Raw genomic sequence first — 19,521 nt, 5'->3', positions numbered from 1 at the left:
ACCGATGATGGAGTCATGCCCGAAGGAGATACCGTCTGGCAGACAGCCCGCCGACTGCACTCCGCGCTCGCCGGACGCGTCCTGACCCGGTCGGATCTGCGCGTGCCCCGCTTCGCCACCGCCGATCTGACCGGCCGTGCGGTCCTGGATGTGACGCCACGCGGCAAGCACCTGCTCACCCGCTTCGACGGCGGCCTGACCCTCCACTCGCATCTACGGATGGAGGGCTCATGGCGAGTGTTCGCCACCGGTGAGCGCTGGCGCGGCGGCCCCGCCCACCAGATCCGGGCGGTCCTCGGCAACGAGGAGCACACCGCGGTCGGCTACCGCCTCCCCGTGCTCGAACTGATCCGCACCGCCGACGAGCAGGATGTCGTGGGCCACCTCGGACCTGACCTCCTCGGCCCGGACTGGGACCCGGCGGAGGCCGTCCGCAGGCTCACCGCCGACCCCACCCGCGCCCTGGGCGAGGCCCTCCTGGACCAGCGGAATCTCGCGGGCATCGGCAATGTCTACAAGTCGGAGCTGGCCTTCCTCGCCGCGGTCACCCCCTGGCTCCCGGTCGGCGAGCTGCCGTCCGGCGTCCCCGAGCGGCTCGTCGCAACCGCCCATCGCCTCCTCGAAGCGAACAAGGACCGCCCGGACCGCCGCACGACCACGACCCGGCAGCCCGCGCACCATCTCCACGTCTACGGCCGCGAGCACCGCCCCTGCCTGCGCTGTGGCGCCGCCATCCACAGGGCCGAGCTCGGCGAGCGCGTCACCTACTGGTGCCCCGGTTGCCAGAAGGGTCCCTCCGGAGAATCCCCGCACACCAATTGACGGTCCGTCAGATTCGGTCGTACGGTCCGGTCATGGCCCTCACGGCGTACGACCTCACCGGCCGCACCGCGTTCGTCACCGGCGCCGCGAGCGGGATCGGCCGCGCGACCGCCGCACTCCTCGCGGAGGCGGGCGCGACCGTCCACTGCGCGGATCTCGACGAAGTCGGCCTCCGCGGAACCGCGGATCTCGTCGAGAAACGAGGCGGCACGGCACACACGTACACCCTCGACGTCACCGACCGCGCCGCCCTCGCCGCCGCCGTCGCGAGCGCCGGCCCGCTGCACACGATGGCGGCCGTCGCCGGAATCATGCACACCAGCACGGTTCTGGAGACCCGTGACGAGGATCTGGACCGTGTTCTCGGGGTCAATTTCAAGGGGGTCCTCTACGCCTGCCAGGAGGCGGCCCGCTCGATGATCGCGAGCGGGACCCGTGGCTCCATCGTCACGATGGCCTCGGGCGCGATGGACACCGCAAGCCCGGGCCTGCTCTGCTACAGCGTCACCAAGGCCGCCGTCGTGCAGCTGACCAAGACCCTGGCCACGGAGGTCGGACGGCACGGCATCCGGGTCAACGCGATCGCCCCCGGCTGGATCCGCACCCCCATGACCGACCGCCACGAACCGGCCGCGCAGCAGCAGGCGGAGACGGCCATGGCCCGCCACTCCCCCCTGGGTCGGGTGGGTGAGCCGGAGGACATCGCGCACGCGGTCCTCCACCTCGCCTCCGACGCGGCGTCGTTCACGACGGGTCAGATCCTCCGCCCCAACGGCGGGGTCGCGATGCCGTGGTGACCGGTGCGCCCCCCGTGCGCTCCGCCGTCCGGCCGTCGCGTGCTGTGCCGCCCGCGGCGGCTGACGGCGCCACATGCACCGGCAGCAGGCTCAACCCCCAGCCACCGGCCGCGACCGCCCCCTCCACCAGTCCCGAGTGCTCCGGGACCAGCACCAGTCGCAGCACCGCCCACCACCACAGCCCGCCGGCCACCAGCCCGCCCGCGATCCACGCGGGCGTCACCAGCGGAACCCGTCGCCGCTCCATGGCCGCCTCCTCCGGTCGACGCTAGACCGGGCGTATCGCACGACGGGAGGGCGCACCGGAGGCAGACCCGGCGCACGCCCAGCACGACATGCGCGGCGCCCGCGGCCCGCTCGGCACCCGCGCCACGCCTAGGCGCTCTCCGCCTGGAACATCCACGCATGCTTCTCGAGGTCGGCCGTCAGACCGATGAGGATGTCCTGCGTGACCGGATCGGGGTCCTCGGTCACCTTGATGCGCTCCCGCATCCGTACGACCACGGAGCCGAGCGCCTCGACCAGGATCCCGACGGCGTCCCCGTCCTTGATCCACCCATCGGGGACGGACACGGCGCCGATCGCGCTCGTCGACGCGACCGTCGCGGAACGCCCGTCAGGGTTCACGCCGATCGCGGAGGCGCGTTCCGCCACGATGTCGGAGTGCTGACGCGCGGTGACCACGACCTCGTCGAGCTGCAGATGAACGGAGCGGAAGCGCGGTCCGACCACGTTCCAGTGCACCTGCTTGGCAACCAGGGCGAGATCGACCAGGTCGACCAGCGCGCCCTGCAGGGCGCCGCCGACCGTCTTGAGGTCGGCGTCGGACAGCGAGCTCTTGACGACAGACATGCGGGATCTCCAACCAGTCGTACGTTCCTCCCCACCATGGCATGAACCCATGAAGCCGGGCATCTCGGACTAAATGCGACCAAAACAGCAATATGACGCCCGGGAGACGACGAAAGCCCCGGCCGGCGTCCGTAGAGGACACCACCCGGGGCTCTCGCCCACTTCGGTTCAGGCAGCGACGACGTCCACCGCTTCTGCGGGCGCCTTGATGGTCACCCGCTCGGTGGGCACACCTGCCACCGACGTCACCGACACCGAATTGAGCATCGGGCGACGTACCGGCGCGGGCACCGGTTCGCTCGCCGCTGCAGACTCGGCCAGTTCGGCCAGCGACAGCTCGTCGCTCACTTCACGCATGAGCTCGGACATCCGTACGTCAAGCGCGTCGCAGATCGCGGAGAGCAGCTCGGAGGAAGCCTCCTTCTGCCCCCGCTCCACCTCGGAGAGATAGCCGAGCGAAACTCGGGCGGACGAGGAGACTTCGCGCAGAGTACGGCCCTGGCGCTGGCGCTGCCGACGCAGCACGTCACCCAACAGGCGACGGAGCAGAATCATCGGTGGCTCCCTCCTCGGACCGCGTAGCCGCATCCTTCACGCCCCACCGTACCGCCTCGCGCTGCGGCCGTGCGGGGAGCGATGTCGTGTTCACTCAGGGCTGCAAACATCAATTCCCCCCGTTCTGTTCCGTATCCTGTGCCCGCCCATTTCCCGAGAGTTCGTCGCCGAGCAGTTCCAGCACGCTCCGTACACTCTCTCTACGGATTTCCGCACGGCCGCCGTTCAACCGCAATGCGGCCACTTTCCCGGCTCCGACGGGTCCCGCGACGGCCACGTACACCGTTCCGACGGGCTGTCCGTCCTGCGGATCGGGCCCGGCCACGCCGGTCGTGGCGATCCCCCAGTCGGCGCCCAGTCGCCGGCGCGCACCGGCCGCCATCTGCAGCGCGACCTCGGGATCGACCGCTCCGCGCTCGGCCAGAAGGGTCTTGTCGACCCCCAGGAGTTCGTGCTTGAGGGCCGTGGCGTACGCGGTGACGGACCCGCGGAAGCCGTTCGATGCTCCAGGCACCCCTGTGAGCTCCGCGGCCACCAGGCCGCCCGTGAGGGACTCCGCGGCGGCCACTGTATGACCACGCTCCGCGAGCAGTTCCAGCACCCGGGCGGCTTCGTTCATCGCGCCGACCCCGCCGCCGGTCCCTTCGCGGACGCCCCGGAACCCCCGGGCACCTCGGGCGCCTCGGCCTCCGGCCCCGTGGCGGGCTGCCCCGGAACGGACTCACCGACCGGCTCTCCGACCGACCCGCCGACGGACTCGCCGCCCGAATCTCCCGAGTCGACCGATCCCGCGACCGGCTCATCACCCGCGCCGACCGAACCGCCGCCCGACCCGCCGACCGCCCCTCCGCCGGACTGCGCGGCGCGTTCCGCCAGCCCCTTGCGTCGCAGGACGATCGCCTCTCGCACATAGTCCAGAGCGGTGACGACCGTCAGCACGACGGCCACCGCCATCACCCAGAAGCGCAAGGTGGCGAGTGGACCGGTGAGCACCAGCACGTACATACCGACCGCCGTGCCCTGCGCCAGCGTCTTCATCTTGCCGCCGCGGCTGGCCGGGATGACCCCGTGCCGGATCACCCAGAACCGCATCAGCGTGATGCCCAGCTCACGCGCGAGGATCACGGCCGTCACCCACCAGGGCAGGTCCCCGAGCGACGACAGACAGATAAGCCCCGCGGCCATGATCGCCTTGTCGGCGATCGGGTCGGCGATCTTCCCGAAGTCCGTGACCAGGTTGTACGTCCGCGCCAGATGGCCGTCGAAGACGTCCGTGATCATGGCGACGGCGAACGCGGCCCATGCCCAGGCACGCCAGACCGGGTCGTGCCCACCGTCCTGGAGCAGCAGCACCACGAAGGCCGGCACGAGCACCAGGCGGATCATGGTGAGGATGTTCGCGATGTTCCAGAGGCCCGCCTGGTCGACGGCCTTGGCTCCCCCTGCGCCCTGCGGGCGAGGGGGGACCCCCAGCTTGCCGCCGGGCGCGGGCCTACCGGTCCCGCCCGAAGCGGATGCCGGGACTCCGGTCATCTGCCCGCCTCCTCAAAAAGACACTCGGCCACCAGGTCGACGCCTTCCGTTCCCACGACCTTCGCCACGACCATACGGCCGGGAGCGAGATCCCGGCCGTCGACCGAGTCCGTGGTGATGACGACCTGCCCGTCCGTCTCGGGCGCCTGGTGGGCCGCACGGCCGATCACGCCGTCCTCCTCGTCGATCGATTCGACGAGTACTTCCAGGGTCTCTCCGATCCGCTCCTCCGCACGCTGGGCGGTGAGCTCCTCGGCGAGCCGTGAGAGATGGGCGAGCCGCTCGTCGACGACCTCCTGGTCGAGCTTGTGCTCGTACGTGGCGGCTTCCGTGCCGTCCTCGTCGGAGTAGCCGAAGACGCCGATGGCGTCGAGACGGGCGTGGGTGATGAAGCGTTCCAGCTCGGCGAAGTCCGCCTCGGTCTCGCCGGGGAATCCGACGATGAAGTTGGACCGGGCGCCGGCCGTCGGGGCCTTGTCACGGATCGTGCCCAGGAGCTCCAGGAAGCGGTCGGTGTCACCGAAGCGGCGCATGGCCCGGAGCACGTCGGGGGCGCTGTGCTGGAAGGACAGGTCGAAGTACGGGGCGACCTTCTCGGTCGACGTCAGAACGTCGATGAGGCCGGGGCGCATCTCGGCGGGCTGGAGGTAGCTGACCCGTACCCGCTCGATGCCGTCGACGGCCGCGAGGTCGGGCAGCAGGCTCTCCAGGAGGCGGATGTCGCCCAGGTCCTTGCCGTAGGAGGTGTTGTTCTCGGAGACCAGCATGATCTCCTTCACGCCCTGCTCGGCGAGCCAGCGCGTCTCGTTCAGGACGTCGGAGGGACGTCGCGAGACGAAGGAGCCGCGGAAGGACGGGATGGCGCAGAAGGAGCAGCGGCGGTCGCAGCCGGAGGCGAGCTTCACCGAGGCGACGGGGCTGCGGTCCAGCCGGCGGCGCAGCGGGGCGCGCGGGCCGGAGGCCGGGGCGAGTCCCTCGGGGAGGTCGCTCGGCACGTTCTCGGGCGCCTCCACGGCGCCGTGGCCCGGGAGCGCGACCTCGGCGGCGGCCTGCTGCCGCTCCACCGGGGACAGCGGAAGCAGTTTGCGCCGGTCGCGCGGGGTGTGGGCCTCCACGCTGCCACCGCTGAGGATGGTCTGGAGGCGGCCGGAGATGTCGGCGTAGTCGTCGAAGCCGAGCACGCCGTCGGCCTCGGGCAGCGCCTCGGCGAGCTCCTTGCCGTACCGCTCGGCCATGCAGCCGACGGCCACGACGGCCTGGGTCTTGCCGTGATCCTTCAGATCATTGGCTTCGAGGAGGGCGTCGACGGAGTCCTTCTTGGCGGCCTCGACGAATCCACAGGTGTTGACGACGGCGACATCTGCGTCCTCGGCGTTCTCGACGAGCTCCCAGCCGTCCGCTGCCAAGCGGCCTGCGAGCTCCTCCGAGTCCACCTCGTTACGGGCGCAGCCAAGAGTGACAAGGGCGACGGTACGGCGTTCGGGCATGGGCTCAAGACTACTTCGTCCTGGCCGTACCCCCGCCGCGCAGGGTTCACCTGCGCGACGGCTGCCCGGAACCTCATCCGGACTCGGGGGCACCCTTGGTGTACGAGAGCCGCTCGACGGCACCCGACTCGAACTTCTCTTCGATCTTCTTGCCGTTCACGAAGAGCTCGATCGGGCCGGCGTTGCCGAGGATCAGGTCGACGCGCTCGTCGTCCTGGAAGGTCTTGGACTCGCCCTTGAGGAGGAGCCCGTCGAAGAGCAGCTTGCCGTCGCTCGCCTTGGCCGAGATCCAGCTCTTGTCGCCGACCGCGGTGAGCTTGACCGTGACCTTGTCCTTCGGGACCGCCGCGATGGCGCTGCCGGTGGGGACCGGCTTCGGGGTCTTGGTCGGTTTCGTGGTGGGAGCGGTGGTCTTCTTGTCGGGGGCCGGGCCCTCGGCCACCGCGCCACCGGTGTTCGCCGTGTCGTTCCCGTTGAACATCGTGAAGCCGACGAAACCGACGACGGCGACGATCGCGGCCACCATGGCGGCGGTCCAGTTGGGACGGCGCGGCTCGGGGCGGATGCGTTCCGCCTCGAAGAGGGGTGCGGCGGGGGTGGGCGAGGGCCGGCCGCCGTGGTCGGCGTCGTACTGCTCGATGAGAGCCGAGGGATCGAGTCCCACGGCACGCGCGAGCGTACGAATGTGACCGCGGGCGTAGACATCGCCGCCGCAGCGCGTGAAGTCGTCCTCCTCGATCGCGTGAACGATCGGGATACGGACGCGCGTGGAGGCACTGACCTCGTCGACGGTGAGACCGGCGGCGATCCGGGCCTGCTGGAGAGCACGACCGATCGAATCCCGGTCGTCTGCCGGGAAGTTCCGGTCGTCTTCGGGGGATTCGGGGGAGTTGCCGATGGACACGAGAGCGCCTTTCGAGCGTGTAACCACCTGCTGGATGTTCAGTCTATGGGTGGTACGAAAGGGTGGGGCAACCGGGCGGACGCAGTTTGTACGCCATGAGGCTGGGACATCGTTCTGTCCCTCCCTCCAACTTGACGAACGCCCAAGGGAAACGGTTGCCCAAATTCCCTTACGAGTGAGTCTCGGCCAGGTCTCGTTATGGCGAGGCCCACCCGCGGATCAGGCCCGCAACTCCCCGCGGGCCATGCCCCGGACATCCGCCGATCGGGTCCCGGACTCCCTCGGTCTCACTCCCCGGACTCCCCGCGAATGACGGCCAGTACCCCGTCCAGCTCATCCGGCTTGACGAGCACGTCGCGCGCCTTGGATCCCTCGCTCGGCCCGACGATGTTCCGCGACTCCATCAGGTCCATCAGCCGCCCGGCCTTGGCGAAGCCGACGCGCAGCTTGCGCTGGAGCATCGAGGTCGAGCCGAACTGCGTGGAGACGACCAGTTCGGCCGCCTGGCACAGCAGGTCCAGGTCGTCGCCGATCTCCTCGTCGATCTCCTTCTTCTGCTTGGTCCCGACGGTGACGTCGTCCCGGAAGACCGGCGCCATCTGGTCCTTGCAGTGCTGCACGACGGCCGCGACCTCGGCCTCGGTGACAAAGGCGCCCTGCATCCGGACGGGCTTGTTCGCGCCCATCGGCAGGAACAGACCGTCACCCTTTCCGATGAGCTTCTCGGCGCCCGGCTGGTCGAGGATGACCCGGCTGTCGGCGAGCGAGGAGGTCGCGAAGGCGAGCCGCGAGGGCACGTTCGCCTTGATCAGACCGGTGACGACGTCCACCGAGGGCCGCTGGGTGGCGAGCACGAGATGGATGCCGGCGGCGCGGGCCAACTGGGTGATGCGGACGATGGCGTCCTCGACGTCCCGGGGCGCGACCATCATCAGGTCGGCCAGCTCGTCCACGATCACCAGCAGGTACGGATAGGTCTTGAGCTCACGCTCGCTGCCTTCGGGCAGCTTGACCTTGCCGTTGCGGATGGCCTCGTTGAAGTCGTCGATGTGCCGGAAGCCGAAGGCGGCCAGGTCGTCGTAGCGCAGGTCCATCTCGCGTACGACCCACTGCAGGGCCTCGGCGGCCCGCTTGGGGTTGGTGATGATCGGCGTGATCAGGTGAGGGATGCCCTCGTACGCGGTGAGCTCGACCCGCTTGGGGTCGACGAGCACCATCCGGACGTCCTCGGGGGTCGCTCTTATCATGATCGACGTGATCAGGCAGTTGATGCACGAGGACTTTCCGGAGCCGGTGGCACCGGCGACCAGGACGTGCGGCATCTTCGCCAGGTTGGCCATCTCGTAGCCGCCCTCGACGTTCTTGCCGAGCGCGACCAGCATCGGATGGTCGTCCTCCGCGGCCGCGGCCAGGCGCAGCACGTCGCCGAGGTTGACCATCTCCCGGTCGGAGTTCGGGATCTCGATGCCGACCGCGGACTTGCCGGGGATCGGCGAGATGATCCGGACGTCCGGTGAAGCCACGGCGTACGCGATGTTCTTCGTCAGGGCCGTGATCTTCTCGACCTTCACGGCCGGACCGAGCTCGACCTCGTACCGCGTGACCGTCGGCCCCCGGGTGAATCCGGTGACGGCCGCGTCCACCTTGAACTCGGTGAAGACGTTGGAGAGCGAGTCCACCACGGCATCGTTCGCCGCGCTGCGCGTCTTGCCCGGGCCGCCACGCTCCAGCAGGTCGAGCGAGGGCAGGGCGTACGTGATGTCCCCGGAGAGCTGCAGCTGCTCCGCCCGGGGAGGCAGCTCGGTGTGCTCGGGCGCCGGCTTGGTCAGATCCGGTACGGCTCCGGGGATGCGCCCGGCCTTCTCGCCGCGGGCGGTCGGCACCGGGGCGGCGGGCGGAGCCTCGGCCGCTTCGGCGGCGGCCGCGGCCAGGGCGGCGGCCCGCTCGGCGGTGACGTCCCGGGTCAGATCGGCGACCAGCGGGGAGGGCGGCATCCCGTTGAGCACGGCGCCGTCGAGGGCGGCGGCCGCCGCGGCTGCCACGTCCACCGCGTCCATCGGACGGTCGAAGGCGGGCTGCACCGAGGGGCGGCGCGGGCGGCTGCGCCGGGTGAGCGCCTCCTCCTCGGCCCGGTCGACGTCGTAGACCTGGGCGGGTCCGGGGGTGCCGCGCCGGGAACGGGCGGCGGGCTGCGGGCCGGCCTCGCGCCAGTCCTCCTCGTACGTCTCCTCGGCCGCCTCGGGGTCGTCCGCGGGCTCGACGATGCCGAGCCTGGCTCCGAGCGCACGCAGCCGCTGCGGGATTGCGTTGACGGGGGTGGCGGTGACGACCAGGAGCCCGAAGATCGTGAGCAGGACCAGCAGGGGTACGGCGAGGACCTCGCCCATCATGAAGACGAGCGGCTTGGACGCGGCCCACCCGATCAGGCCGCCGGCGTCCTGCATGGCCTCGGTGCCCTCGCCGCGCCCCGGGGAGCCGCAGGCGATGTGGACCTGTCCGAGCACACCGAGGACGAGGGCGGACAGGCCGATCACGATCCGGCCGTTGGCCTCGGGCTTCTCCGGGTAGAGGATCAGCCGGATGCCGATGGCGCCGACCAGCAGCGGCACGAGCAGGTCGAGGCGGCCGAAGGCGCCGGTGACGAGCATCTCGACGAGGTCGCCGACCGGGCCGCGCAGATTGGACCAGGTCCCGGCGGCGACGATCAGCGCGACGCCGAGCAGCAGCAACGCCATGCCGTCCTTGCGGTGCGCCGGGTCGAGACCCTTCGCTCCGCGTCCTATGCCCCGGAACATCGCTCCCACCGCGTGCGCGAGGCCGAGCCACAGTCCGCGGGCGAGCCGGTAGACGCCCCCGGTCGGGGACGGTGCGGGCTTGGGGACCGCCTTCTTCGCCGCGGTCTTCTTGGCGGGCGCGCGCTTCGCCGGCGCGGCCTTCTTGGCCGCGGTCTTCTTCGCGGGGGGCTTGGCAGGGGACTTCGCGGGCGCCGCTTTCTTCGCAGCGCCAGTCGTACGGCCGGCGCGCGGCTTCGCGGTGCCCGCCGTGCCCTGGGAACCTTTGCCGGACGTACGTGAGGCCATGATGCTGAGGTTACCGGTGTGAGCGGCGAGGGACACGTGCGCGTCCGGGCTCACCCGTTCGTGTCGTGCTTGCCTGGGCACGAAACTGACGCCCGCTCACCACGGGCGCCGAATTGGTGATGGTGCGTCAGCTCTGCGAGGGAAGGACGGGCGGCCCGCCGGTGCCGGGCTCCAGCGCGTCGAGCGCCCGCCGCAGCCCGGTGAGCTTGCGCTCCAGATGGGCGGCGGTGGCGACGGCCGCCGCGTCGGCGGAGTCGTCGTCCAGCTGTTTGGACAGGGCTTCGGCCTGCTCCTCGACCGCGGCGAGGCGGGCGGAGAGCTCGGCGAGCAGCCCGGCCGACTCCTTCGCGTGGCCACCGTGGCCGCTGCCGCCCTCCAGCTGGAGGCGGAGCAGCGCGGCCTGCTCGCGCAACTGACAGTTCTTCATGTACAGCTCGACGAAGACCGAGACCTTGGCGCGCAGCACCCACGGGTCGAACGGCTTGGAGATGTAGTCGACCGCGCCCGCGGCGTAGCCACGGAAGGTGTGGTGCGGGCCGTGGTTGATCGCGGTGAGGAAGATGATCGGAATGTCCCGGGTCCGCTCGCGCCGCTTGATGTGCGCGGCGGTCTCGAATCCGTCCATTCCGGGCATCTGGACATCCAGCAGAATGACCGCGAAATCGTCGGTCAGCAGCGCCTTGAGCGCTTCCTCCCCGGACGATGCCCGCACCAGCGTCTGATCGAGCGCGGAGAGAATGGCCTCCAGCGCCAGCAGATTCTCCGGCCGGTCATCGACCAGGAGGATCTTGGCCTTCTGCACCATGCCCCGTCCTCCTCGCCCCGGCATCGGCTCTCCCCGACTCGCCGAGCCGGGGGAAGCACCGGGCGCCGCCCCAGAAGACGACTCCCATGCGCCGTCCGTCCTTGTGCCGGTCATGGTAGCCGCACCCCGCCTGTCGCCACACCCTGTCACCGCGATGTCACTGTGCACGTAGCAGAAACGCGGTGAGAGACCAGAAGGTTCCCCGAATATCGCGCTCTCACACGCCCTCGGCGACAGTCCGTCAACAACCCCCGGTTCCGTTTCCGCGCATCCACTCTTCCATCACGGAGAGCAGGTGATCGGGATCGACCGGCTTGGTGACGTAGTCGGAGGCACCCGACTCGATCGCCTTCTCCCGGTCGCCCTTCATCGCCTTCGCCGTGAGCGCGATGATCGGCAGCCCCGCGAACTGCGGCATCCGCCGGATCGCCGTCGTCGTCGCATAGCCGTCCATCTCGGGCATCATGATGTCCATCAGAACGACCGTCACATCGTCGTGCTGCTCCAGGACCTCGATGCCCTCGCGGCCGTTCTCCGCGTACAGCACCGCCAGGCCGTGCTGTTCCAGGACGCTGGTGAGGGCGAAGACGTTGCGGATGTCGTCGTCGACGATCAGCACCTTCTCGCCGCCGAAGGAGAACGTGCGGCGCGGCTCGGAGTCCGCCCGCTCGTCGGCCGCCGTCTGCTCGTTCTGACCGGCCCGGCCGGGCTGGCCCGGCAGCGCCGGCCACGCGTCCGCGCCGCTCGGCGCCGCCTTGCGCCGGTGCCGGAACAGCGCGCCCGCGCCGGAGCGCAGGTCGGCCGCCATCGGCCCGGGCGCGTACGCCCCCTCGCCCGTACCGTCCTCCAGACCCGACTGCGGGTCGATCGACCCCGGATCCTGCCCGTACCCGTGCGGAGGCAGCTCGCTCGGGCTCAATGGCAGATAGAGGGTGAACGTCGAGCCGCGGCCCGGCTCGCTCGCCGCGTAGATCTCACCGCCGAGCAGCCGCGCGATCTCACGGCTGATGGAGAGCCCCAGACCCGTACCGCCGTACTTGCGGCTGGTCGTCCCGTCGGCCTGCTTGAACGCCTCGAAGATCACCCGCATCTTGCCCGCCGCGATCCCGATGCCGGTGTCCGTCACGGAGAACGCGATCAGCTCGGCCTCCGGGTCGCGCAGCGAACCGGCCTCCAGCAGCTGCTCGCGGATCGACTGCGGCACATCCGTCCCGGCCGGCCGGATGACCAGCTCCACCGCGCCCGTGTCGGTGAACTTCACCGCGTTGGACAGCAGGTTGCGCAGCACCTGGAGGAGCCGCTGCTCGTCGGTGTGGAGCGTGGCGGGCAGTTCGGGCGAGACCCGGACCGAGAAGTCGAGCCCCTTCTCCGCGGTCAGCGGCCGGAACGTCGCCTCGACGTAGTCGACGAGCTGGACCAGCGCGATACGGGTCGGGGAGACGTCCATCTTGCCCGCCTCGACCTTGGACAGGTCGAGGATGTCGTTGATCAGCTGGAGCAGGTCGGAGCCCGCGCCGTGGATGGTCTCGGCGAACTCGACCTGCTTGGGCGAGAGGTTGTGGTCCGCGTTGTCGGCGAGCAGCTTGGCCAGAATAAGCAGCGAGTTGAGCGGCGTGCGCAGCTCGTGCGACATGTTGGCCAGGAACTCCGACTTGTACCGCATGGAGACGGCGAGCTGTTCGGCACGCTCCTCCAGGACCTGCCGGGCCTCCTCGATCTCGGTGTTCTTCACCTCGATGTCCCGGTTCTGCCGGGCGAGGAGCTCCGCCTTCTCCTCCAGCTCCGCGTTGGAGCCCTGGAGCTCCTTCTGCCGGTGCTCCAGCTCGGCCGAGCGCTCCCGCAGCTGCTCGGTCAGCTCCTGCGACTGCTTCAGCAGCACCTCGGTCTTGGTGTTGACGCTGATGGTGTTGACGGTCGTCGCGATCAGCTCGGCAAGCTGGTTGAGGAAGTCCCGCTGGATCTGGGTGAACGGCTGGAACGAGGCCAGCTCGATCACGCCGAGGACCTTCCCCTCGAAGAGGACCGGGAGCACGATCACATGCGCCGGCGCCGCCTCGCCGAGACCGGAGGAGATCTTCAGATAGCCCGGCGGCACATTGACCTGGATCGTCCGCTTCTCCTCGGCGGCTGTCCCGATGAGCGTCTCGCCGGGCCGGAAGGAGGTGGGCATGGAGCCGGCGGAGTATCCGTAACTGCCGCGCATCCGCAGCTCGTACGAGCCCTCACCCTGCCCGCCGAGTTCCGCGCTGGCCGTCGAGGAGCCGGTCTGCAGCGCCACGAAGAAGGCGCCGTGCTGGGCGGAGACGACCGGGGTCAGCTCGCTCATGATGAGTGAGGCGACGTCGTCCAGATCCCGTCGGCCCTGCATCAGACCGGAGATCCGCGCAAGGTTGCCCTTCAGCCAGTCCTGCTCCTCGTTGGCGAGGGTCGTGTCGCGCAGGTTGGCGATCATGGTGTTGATATTGTCCTGGAGAGCCTGGATCTCACCCGCCGCGTCCACGCCGTCGATCTTGAGGTTGAGATCGCCGCGGGTCACCGCGGTGGCGACGGCCGCGATCGCGCGCACCTGCCGGGTCAGGTTCCCGGCCATCTCGTTCACGGACTCGGTCAGGTCCCGCCAGGTGCCGTCGACGTCCCGCACCCGCGCCTGGCCGCCCAGCTGGCCGTCCGTACCCACCTCACGGGCCACTCGCGTGACCTCCTCGGCGAAGTTGGACAGCTGGTCGACCATCGTGTTGATGGTGTTCTTCAGCTCCTGGATCTCGCCGCGCGCGTCGATGTCGATCTTCTTGGTGAGATCGCCCTTGGCGATGGCGGTGGTGACCGTCGCGATCTGGCGCACCTGACCGGTCAGGTTCGACGCCATCGAGTTCACCGACTCGGTCAGGTCCTTCCAGGTGCCCGAGACGCCAGGAACCCTTGCCTGACCGCCCAGTTCGCCTTCCGTACCCACCTCGCGGGCGACTCGCGTCACCTCGTCCGCGAACGACGACAGGGTCGTCACCATCGTGTTGACGGTGTCCGCGAGCTCGGCGACCTCGCCGCGCGCCTCGACCGTCACCTTCTTGGTCAGATCGCCGTTGGCGACGGCCGCGGAGACCCGGGAGATGTTCCGCACCTGACTGGTCAGGTTGTTGGCCATCAGGTTGACGTTGTCGCTCAGGTCCTTCCAGGTGCCGGTGACCCCGCGGACCCGCGCCTGGCCGCCCAGGATGCCTTCCGTACCCACCTCACGGGCGACTCGCGTCACCTCGTCCGCGAAGTTGGACAGCTGGTCGACCATCGTGTTGACGGTCGTCACCAGCTCCAGGATCTCGCCCTTGGCGTCGACGGTGATCTTCTTCGACAGATCGCCCTTGGCGACCGCCGTCGTGACCTCGGCGATGTTGCGCACCTGCGAGGTCAGGTTGTTCGCCATGAAGTTCACGGACTGGGTGAGGTCCTTCCAGGTGCCGGAGACCCCCTGCACCTCGGCCTGACCGCCCAGGATGCCCTCCGTACCCACCTCACGGGCCACCCGCGTCACCTGCTCGGCGAAGCTGGAGAGCTGGTCGACCATGGTGTTGAGGGTGTTCTTCAGCTCCAGGATCTCGCCGCGCGCGTCCACGTCGATCTTCTGCGACAGATCACCGCGCGCCACCGCCGTGGCGACCTGCGCGATGTTACGGACCTGGGCGGTGAGGTTCCCGGCCATGCCGTTCACCGAGTCGGTCAGATCGCGCCACACACCGGCGACGCCCGGCACCTGCGCCTGCCCGCCGAGCCGGCCGTCCGTACCCACCTCACGGGCCACCCTGGTCACCTGCTCCGCGAAGGCGGACAGCTGGTCGACCATCGTGTTGATGGTGTTCTTCAGCTCCAGGATCTCGCCGCGCGCGTCCACGTCGATCTTCTGCGACAGATCACCACGGGCCACCGCCGTCGTCACCTGGGCGATCTGCCGCACCTGGGACGTCAGATTGCCGGCCATGAAGTTGACGGAGTCGGTGAGCTCCTTCCACGTGCCGGAGACACCGTCGACACGGGCCTGACCGCCGAGGCGGCCCTCCGTGCCCACGTCCCTCGCCATGCGCGTCACCTGATCGGCGAAGGAGGACAGCTGCGACACCATCGTGTTGACGGTGTTCTTCAACTCCAGCATCTCGCCCGCGACATCGACGGTGACCTTCTGCGACAGATCACCGTTGGCGACCGCCGTCGTCACCTGCGCGATGTCCCGCACCTGACCCGTCAGGTTGCGGAACGCCGTGTTCACCGAGTCGGTGAGGTCCTTCCACGTACCCGCGGCACCCGGCACCTGCGCCTGACCGCCGAGCAGACCCTCGACACCGACCTCCCGCGCGACGCGGGTCACCTCGGAACCGAACGCCGAAAGCTGGTCCACCATCGTGTTGACGGTGTTCTTCAGCTCCAGCATCTCGCCGGCCACGTCGACGGTGACCTTCTGCGACAGATCACCGTTGGCGACCGCCGTGGTCACCTGCGCGATGTCCCGCACCTGCGTCGTGATGTTCCGGAAGACGGTGTTGACCGAGTCGGTGAGGTCCTTCCACGTACCCGCGGCACCCGGCACCTGCGCCTGCCCACCGAGCAGACCCTGGGCACCGACCTCACCGGACACACGGGTCACCTCGTCGGCGAACGTCCGCAGCGTCTCGGTCATCTGGTTGATCGTGTCCGCGAGTTGCGCGACCTCGCCGCGCGCGCTCACCGTGACCTTCTGCGAGAGGTCACCGTTGGCGACCGCCGTGGTCACCTCGGCGATACCCCTCACCTGATTGGTGAGATTTCCCGCCATCGTGTTGACGGAGTCGGTCAGGTCCTTCCAGACACCGGCGACACCCGCGACCTCCGCCTGACCGCCCAGCTCGCCCTCGGTACCCACCTCACGCGCGACACGGGTCACCTCGGAGGAGAACGACGACAGCTGGTCCACCATCGTGTTGACGGTGTTCTTCAGCTCGAGCATCTCGCCGGCCACGTGCGCCGTGACCTTTCGGGACAGATCGCCCTTGGCGACAGCCGTCGTCACGAGAGCGATGTCACGCACCTGCGCCGTCAACCGGTACGCCATCGTGTTGACCGAATCCGTGAGATCCTTCCACGAACCGGACATACCGCGCACCTGGGCCTGACCGCCCAGCTTGCCCTCGGTACCGACCTCGAGTGCGACCCTTGTCACTTCGTCAGTGAACGCCGACAGCTGGTCGACCAGGTTGTTCACGGTCCGCGCGACCTTCAGGAACTCCCCGCGCAGCGGCCGCGCGGCCCCGTCGGGCCCGTCCGAACGCAGGTCCATCCGCTGGTCCAGATCGCCCTCCGCCACCGCCGAGAGCACCCGCCCCACCTCGGAGACCGGCCGCGTCATGTCGTCGACCAGCGCGTTGGCGGCCTCGATCGCCGCCGCCCACGCCCCCTCGCTGGCCCCCGCCTCCAGACGCTCGGACAGCTTGCCCTCGCGCCCGACCATGCGCCGCACCCGCGACAACTCGCCGGTCAGATGCATCTGCCGGTCGGCGACCTCGTTGAACACGGCGCAGATCTCCGCCATGACCCCGTCGCCGGACACGGTCAGCCGCTTGCGCAGATTCCCGTCCCGCATCGAGACCAAGGCGGCCAGCAGCCTGTCCATGGCTGCCGCGTCCACCTGCACCGTCCCACCACTCCGGGACCGTCCGCCCTTCGCCCGCGTGCCGCTGCCGCTGCTGCCGCCGCGCCGCGCCGCCGTGCCAGACTCCACCGTGTCCCTCCCGAAGGGGTTGACCGAACTGCCCGGGCCGTCACCACAAGCCTGCCCAGTGTTTCACCGCAGCCGAACCAGGCGATAACAGTTCGGCGACTTCGCATAGCGTCCCCACCCTCGGGGGACGGAAACAGTGGTGACCGGCATCCGGTCGGACAGCGAAGGTAAGTAACCTGGCATCCGGCTGTCCAACCGCCCCGGTCCGCCCGGCGGGGGTGGGGTGGCGCGAAGACGACCACCGGGCAGCGGGAGGGGCAGACCGACCATGGCGGAGCCGGGCGTCGAGAGGCGTACGAGGAGTTCAGTGATCACCGCGCGGGCGGCTGCAACCTTCGACCCCGTCGGGCGGTCCGTCGCGACCGCCCGCGCCTTCGTACGGGACACCCTCCAGGGGTGGGGGTACGCCGAGGTCGTCGACGACGCCGTCGTCCTCACCAGCGAACTCGTCACCAACGCCGTCATCCACGCAGGCACCGCCGCCGACGTGCTGTGCCTGCGCAGCGACGACGGCGTCCGCGTCGAGGTCGCCGACCACTACCCGGAGCGCGAGATCCCCCTGCAGGGCGGCCGCACGCTCGCCCACCCGGACCGGGAGAACGGCCGGGGCCTGCTCCTGTGCGCCGCCCTCGCCACCCGCTGGGGCGTCGAGTACACCCCCACGCACAAACATGTCTGGTTCCAACTCGACCTACCCGAGCGCTCGATCGGCACCCGCTCCGCCGGCCCGGTCCTCCCGGACGCCCTCCTCCCGGTCGCGGACACCCGCGTCCGCGTCGCCGTCGCCCAGATCGACCGCGGCGGCGCCATCACCTCCTGGAACGAGGACGCCGAGGAACTCTTCGGCTACGGCTCCGAACAGGTCACCGGCAAGCCGCTCGGCGACTTCGCCGCCTGGCCGCACACCCCCGGCATCGGCACCGGCCTCGCCGAGGCCCTCCGACTCTCCCGCTGGGAAGGCAGCTACGGCATCCGCTGCGCCGACGGCCGCGTCATCCCCGTGTACGCCTCCCATCTGCGCGTCCGCGACGCCGAAGGCGAGCCGTCCACGGTCTGCCTCCTCGTACGGGAGTACGAGCGCGCCGTCCTCCAGACCCCACAGCGCCCCGCGGGCTCCGACTCGGGCGCCGAGAGCCGCACGGCTGACCCCTTCGAGGTCTTCATCGGCTCCCCCGCCCCGGACGACCTCGACGGCCTCCTGCAGCGCACGGTGGAGCGCGCCCGCGACATGCTCGACGGCGACTCCGCCTTCCTGCTGCTCGCCACGGACGACGAGACCGAGCTGGAGGTACGGGCCACCACCGGACTCCCCTCCGCCCGCCAGCGGTTCGCCCGCGTCCCCGTCGAGACCGGCGCCAGCCGCTACGGCTCCGCCCGGATGCCGGCCGTCCACGAGGACCTGGCCGCCGTCCCCGGCGCGGTCCCGCTCCTCGAAGGCACCGGGATGCGCTCGGTCGTCACCGTCCCGCTCAAGGTCGAGGGGCGTCTCACCGGTTCGCTCGGCGTCGCCGCCGAAGGCTCGAACCGCTACTCCAACGAGGAGGCCCTGCGCCTCCAGTTCGCCGCCGACCGCATCGCCCTCGCCGTCGAATCGGCCCGCCTCGGCGAGCTCGAACGGCTCCGCCGCGGCTCCCTCAGCTTCCTCGTCGAGGCCTCCGACCTCCTGGCCGGCACCCTCGACCGCGACCAGACCCTGGCCCTGATGGCCCAGATGACGGTCCCCACCTTGGCCACCTGGTGCGCTGTCTACACGATCGCCGACCAGGTGTCGGAGCCGTACCTCTCCTACGTCCTGCACGAGGACGAGGACCGCATCGACGGGCTGAAGGCCCTGCTGTCGTCCATCGCCCCGCCCGACCCGGTGCCCACCCCGGGCGCCCGTGTCTGGGCAGCCCCGGCCGAGGCCGCGCACCGGGCCGCACTCTCCACTTCGCTCCGCGAACTGGGCCAGGGCAGTGGCCCCTTGTCCTCCGGCATCGATACGACGCTGGCCACGGCGGCCGCGGTCGGCGGCGAGACCGTGGTCCTGCCGCTCGTCGCCCGGAACCGGGTCATCGGGATGCTCACCCTCGGGAAGCCCTCCGACGACCACTTCCGCCAGGAGATCCTGGAACTGGCCGAGGACCTCTCCCGCCGAGCGGCCCTAGCCCTCGACAACGCCCGCCTCTACTCGGAGCGCATGGCGATCAGTCAGTCCCTCCAGCGCAGCCTGCTGCCGCCTGGTCTCCCCCAGATCCCCGGCGTCGAGGTCGAGGTCATCTACCGGGCGGCCGGCGAGGGCAACGAGGTCGGCGGAGACTTCTACGACCTCTTCCCGATCCGCGACAACGCCTACGGCTTCGCGATCGGCGACGTCTGCGGTACGGGCCCGGAGGCCGCGGCCGTGACGGGCCTGGCCCGGCACGCCCTGCGCCTCCTGGCCCGCGAGGGCTTCGGCGGCCCGGCGGTCCTGGAGCGCCTCAACGCCGCCATCCTCGACGAGGGCGCCCGTAGCCGCTTCCTGACACTGCTGTACGGCGAGATGTGGCCGCAGGAGGACGGCTCGGCCATCCTCAAGGTCGTCTGCGCCGGGCACCCGCTGCCGCTCCGCCTGCGCCAGGACGGCACAGTCGTTCCTGCAGCCGATCCGCAGCCGCTCCTGGGCGTTCTGGAGGACCTGGAGCTGTACGAGCAGACGATCACGCTCGACCCGGGTGACGTTCTGCTCTGCGTCACCGACGGCGTCACGGAACGCCGCGAGGGCACACGGATGCTCGGAGACGACGGCCTGATCGAGGTCCTGAAGACGTGTACGGGCCTCACGGCCGGCGCGGTCGCCGCCCGCATTCTGCGCGCGGTCGAGCGCTTCGCCCAGGAGCCCGCCTCCGACGACATGGCCATCCTGGCGATGCGCCTCCCGGAGCCCTTCGACGGCGACTGAATGCCAACCGTGGGCCTGCCCCGAAG

13 protein-coding genes are annotated in these 19,521 nt (G+C 70.1%); 3 read left to right on the top strand and 10 right to left on the bottom strand.

What is annotated here, in order from left to right:
• The first annotated feature begins 15 nt into the window (after positions 1 to 15).
• On the top strand, positions 16 to 822 hold the full coding sequence (locus tag ACFC0D_RS23415) for an Fpg/Nei family DNA glycosylase (RefSeq protein WP_376439142.1): 807 nt from the start codon (positions 16 to 18) through the stop codon (positions 820 to 822).
• A 32-nt stretch (positions 823 to 854) separates the two neighbouring features.
• Positions 855 to 1,619 (top strand): SDR family NAD(P)-dependent oxidoreductase, encoded by a 765-nt coding sequence (locus ACFC0D_RS23410; protein WP_376439139.1) that lies wholly within the window; start codon positions 855 to 857, stop codon positions 1,617 to 1,619.
• On the opposite strand, the gene ACFC0D_RS23405 is transcribed toward ACFC0D_RS23410, so the two are convergent.
• The 10 genes from ACFC0D_RS23405 to ACFC0D_RS23360 all read right to left on the bottom strand — a co-directional run bounded on the left by ACFC0D_RS23405 (position 1,567) and on the right by ACFC0D_RS23360 (position 16,575).
• Positions 1,567 to 1,866, bottom strand: coding sequence for a hypothetical protein (locus tag ACFC0D_RS23405; RefSeq protein ID WP_376439136.1), 300 nt, complete (start codon positions 1,864 to 1,866; stop codon positions 1,567 to 1,569). The two genes, ACFC0D_RS23410 and ACFC0D_RS23405, sit on opposite strands and share 53 nt — an antisense overlap.
• A gap of 128 nt (positions 1,867 to 1,994) precedes the next feature.
• A complete protein-coding gene (locus tag ACFC0D_RS23400; RefSeq protein ID WP_376439133.1) occupies positions 1,995 to 2,471 on the bottom strand; it encodes a Dps family protein in 477 nt (158 codons plus the stop codon).
• 168 nt (positions 2,472 to 2,639) lie between these two features.
• A complete protein-coding gene (locus tag ACFC0D_RS23395; RefSeq protein WP_352018529.1) occupies positions 2,640 to 3,026 on the bottom strand; it encodes a helix-turn-helix transcriptional regulator in 387 nt (128 codons plus the stop codon).
• A gap of 109 nt (positions 3,027 to 3,135) precedes the next feature.
• Positions 3,136 to 3,645 (bottom strand): CinA family protein, encoded by a 510-nt coding sequence (locus tag ACFC0D_RS23390; RefSeq protein WP_376439129.1) that lies wholly within the window; start codon positions 3,643 to 3,645, stop codon positions 3,136 to 3,138.
• A complete protein-coding gene (gene pgsA / locus ACFC0D_RS23385) occupies positions 3,642 to 4,559 on the bottom strand; it encodes a CDP-diacylglycerol--glycerol-3-phosphate 3-phosphatidyltransferase (protein ID WP_376439126.1) in 918 nt (305 codons plus the stop codon). The genes ACFC0D_RS23390 and pgsA overlap by 4 nt, the downstream gene beginning before the upstream one ends.
• On the bottom strand, positions 4,556 to 6,046 hold the full coding sequence (gene rimO, locus ACFC0D_RS23380; protein ID WP_376439124.1) for a 30S ribosomal protein S12 methylthiotransferase RimO: 1,491 nt from the start codon (positions 6,044 to 6,046) through the stop codon (positions 4,556 to 4,558). Before rimO ends, pgsA begins: the two co-directional genes overlap by 4 nt.
• A 73-nt stretch (positions 6,047 to 6,119) precedes the next feature.
• Complete coding sequence (locus tag ACFC0D_RS23375; protein ID WP_376439121.1) at positions 6,120 to 6,950, bottom strand: helix-turn-helix domain-containing protein; 831 nt, start codon at positions 6,948 to 6,950, stop codon at positions 6,120 to 6,122.
• Between the two features lie 287 nt (positions 6,951 to 7,237).
• Positions 7,238 to 10,030, bottom strand: coding sequence for a DNA translocase FtsK (locus ACFC0D_RS23370; RefSeq protein WP_376439118.1), 2,793 nt, complete (start codon positions 10,028 to 10,030; stop codon positions 7,238 to 7,240).
• 127 nt (positions 10,031 to 10,157) lie between these two features.
• Positions 10,158 to 10,835 carry a two-component system response regulator gene (locus ACFC0D_RS23365; protein WP_376439115.1) on the bottom strand — a complete coding sequence of 226 codons (678 nt, stop codon included), beginning with the start codon at positions 10,833 to 10,835 and terminating at the stop codon, positions 10,158 to 10,160.
• A 241-nt stretch (positions 10,836 to 11,076) separates the two neighbouring features.
• Complete coding sequence (locus tag ACFC0D_RS23360) at positions 11,077 to 16,575, bottom strand: HAMP domain-containing protein (RefSeq protein WP_376439112.1); 5,499 nt, start codon at positions 16,573 to 16,575, stop codon at positions 11,077 to 11,079.
• 268 nt (positions 16,576 to 16,843) lie between these two features.
• Here ACFC0D_RS23360 and ACFC0D_RS23355 point away from each other — a divergent pair, with 268 nt between their 5' ends.
• Positions 16,844 to 19,495, top strand: coding sequence for a SpoIIE family protein phosphatase (locus ACFC0D_RS23355; protein ID WP_376439110.1), 2,652 nt, complete (start codon positions 16,844 to 16,846; stop codon positions 19,493 to 19,495).
• Positions 19,496 to 19,521 lie beyond the last annotated feature (26 nt).

The organism is Streptomyces sp. NPDC056222 (assembly GCF_042264065.1).
Classification (GTDB): Bacteria; Actinomycetota; Actinomycetes; order Streptomycetales; family Streptomycetaceae; genus Streptomyces.
Note: the sequence above shows the minus strand (reverse complement) of the source record. Positions and strands in the feature narration are given on the sequence as shown.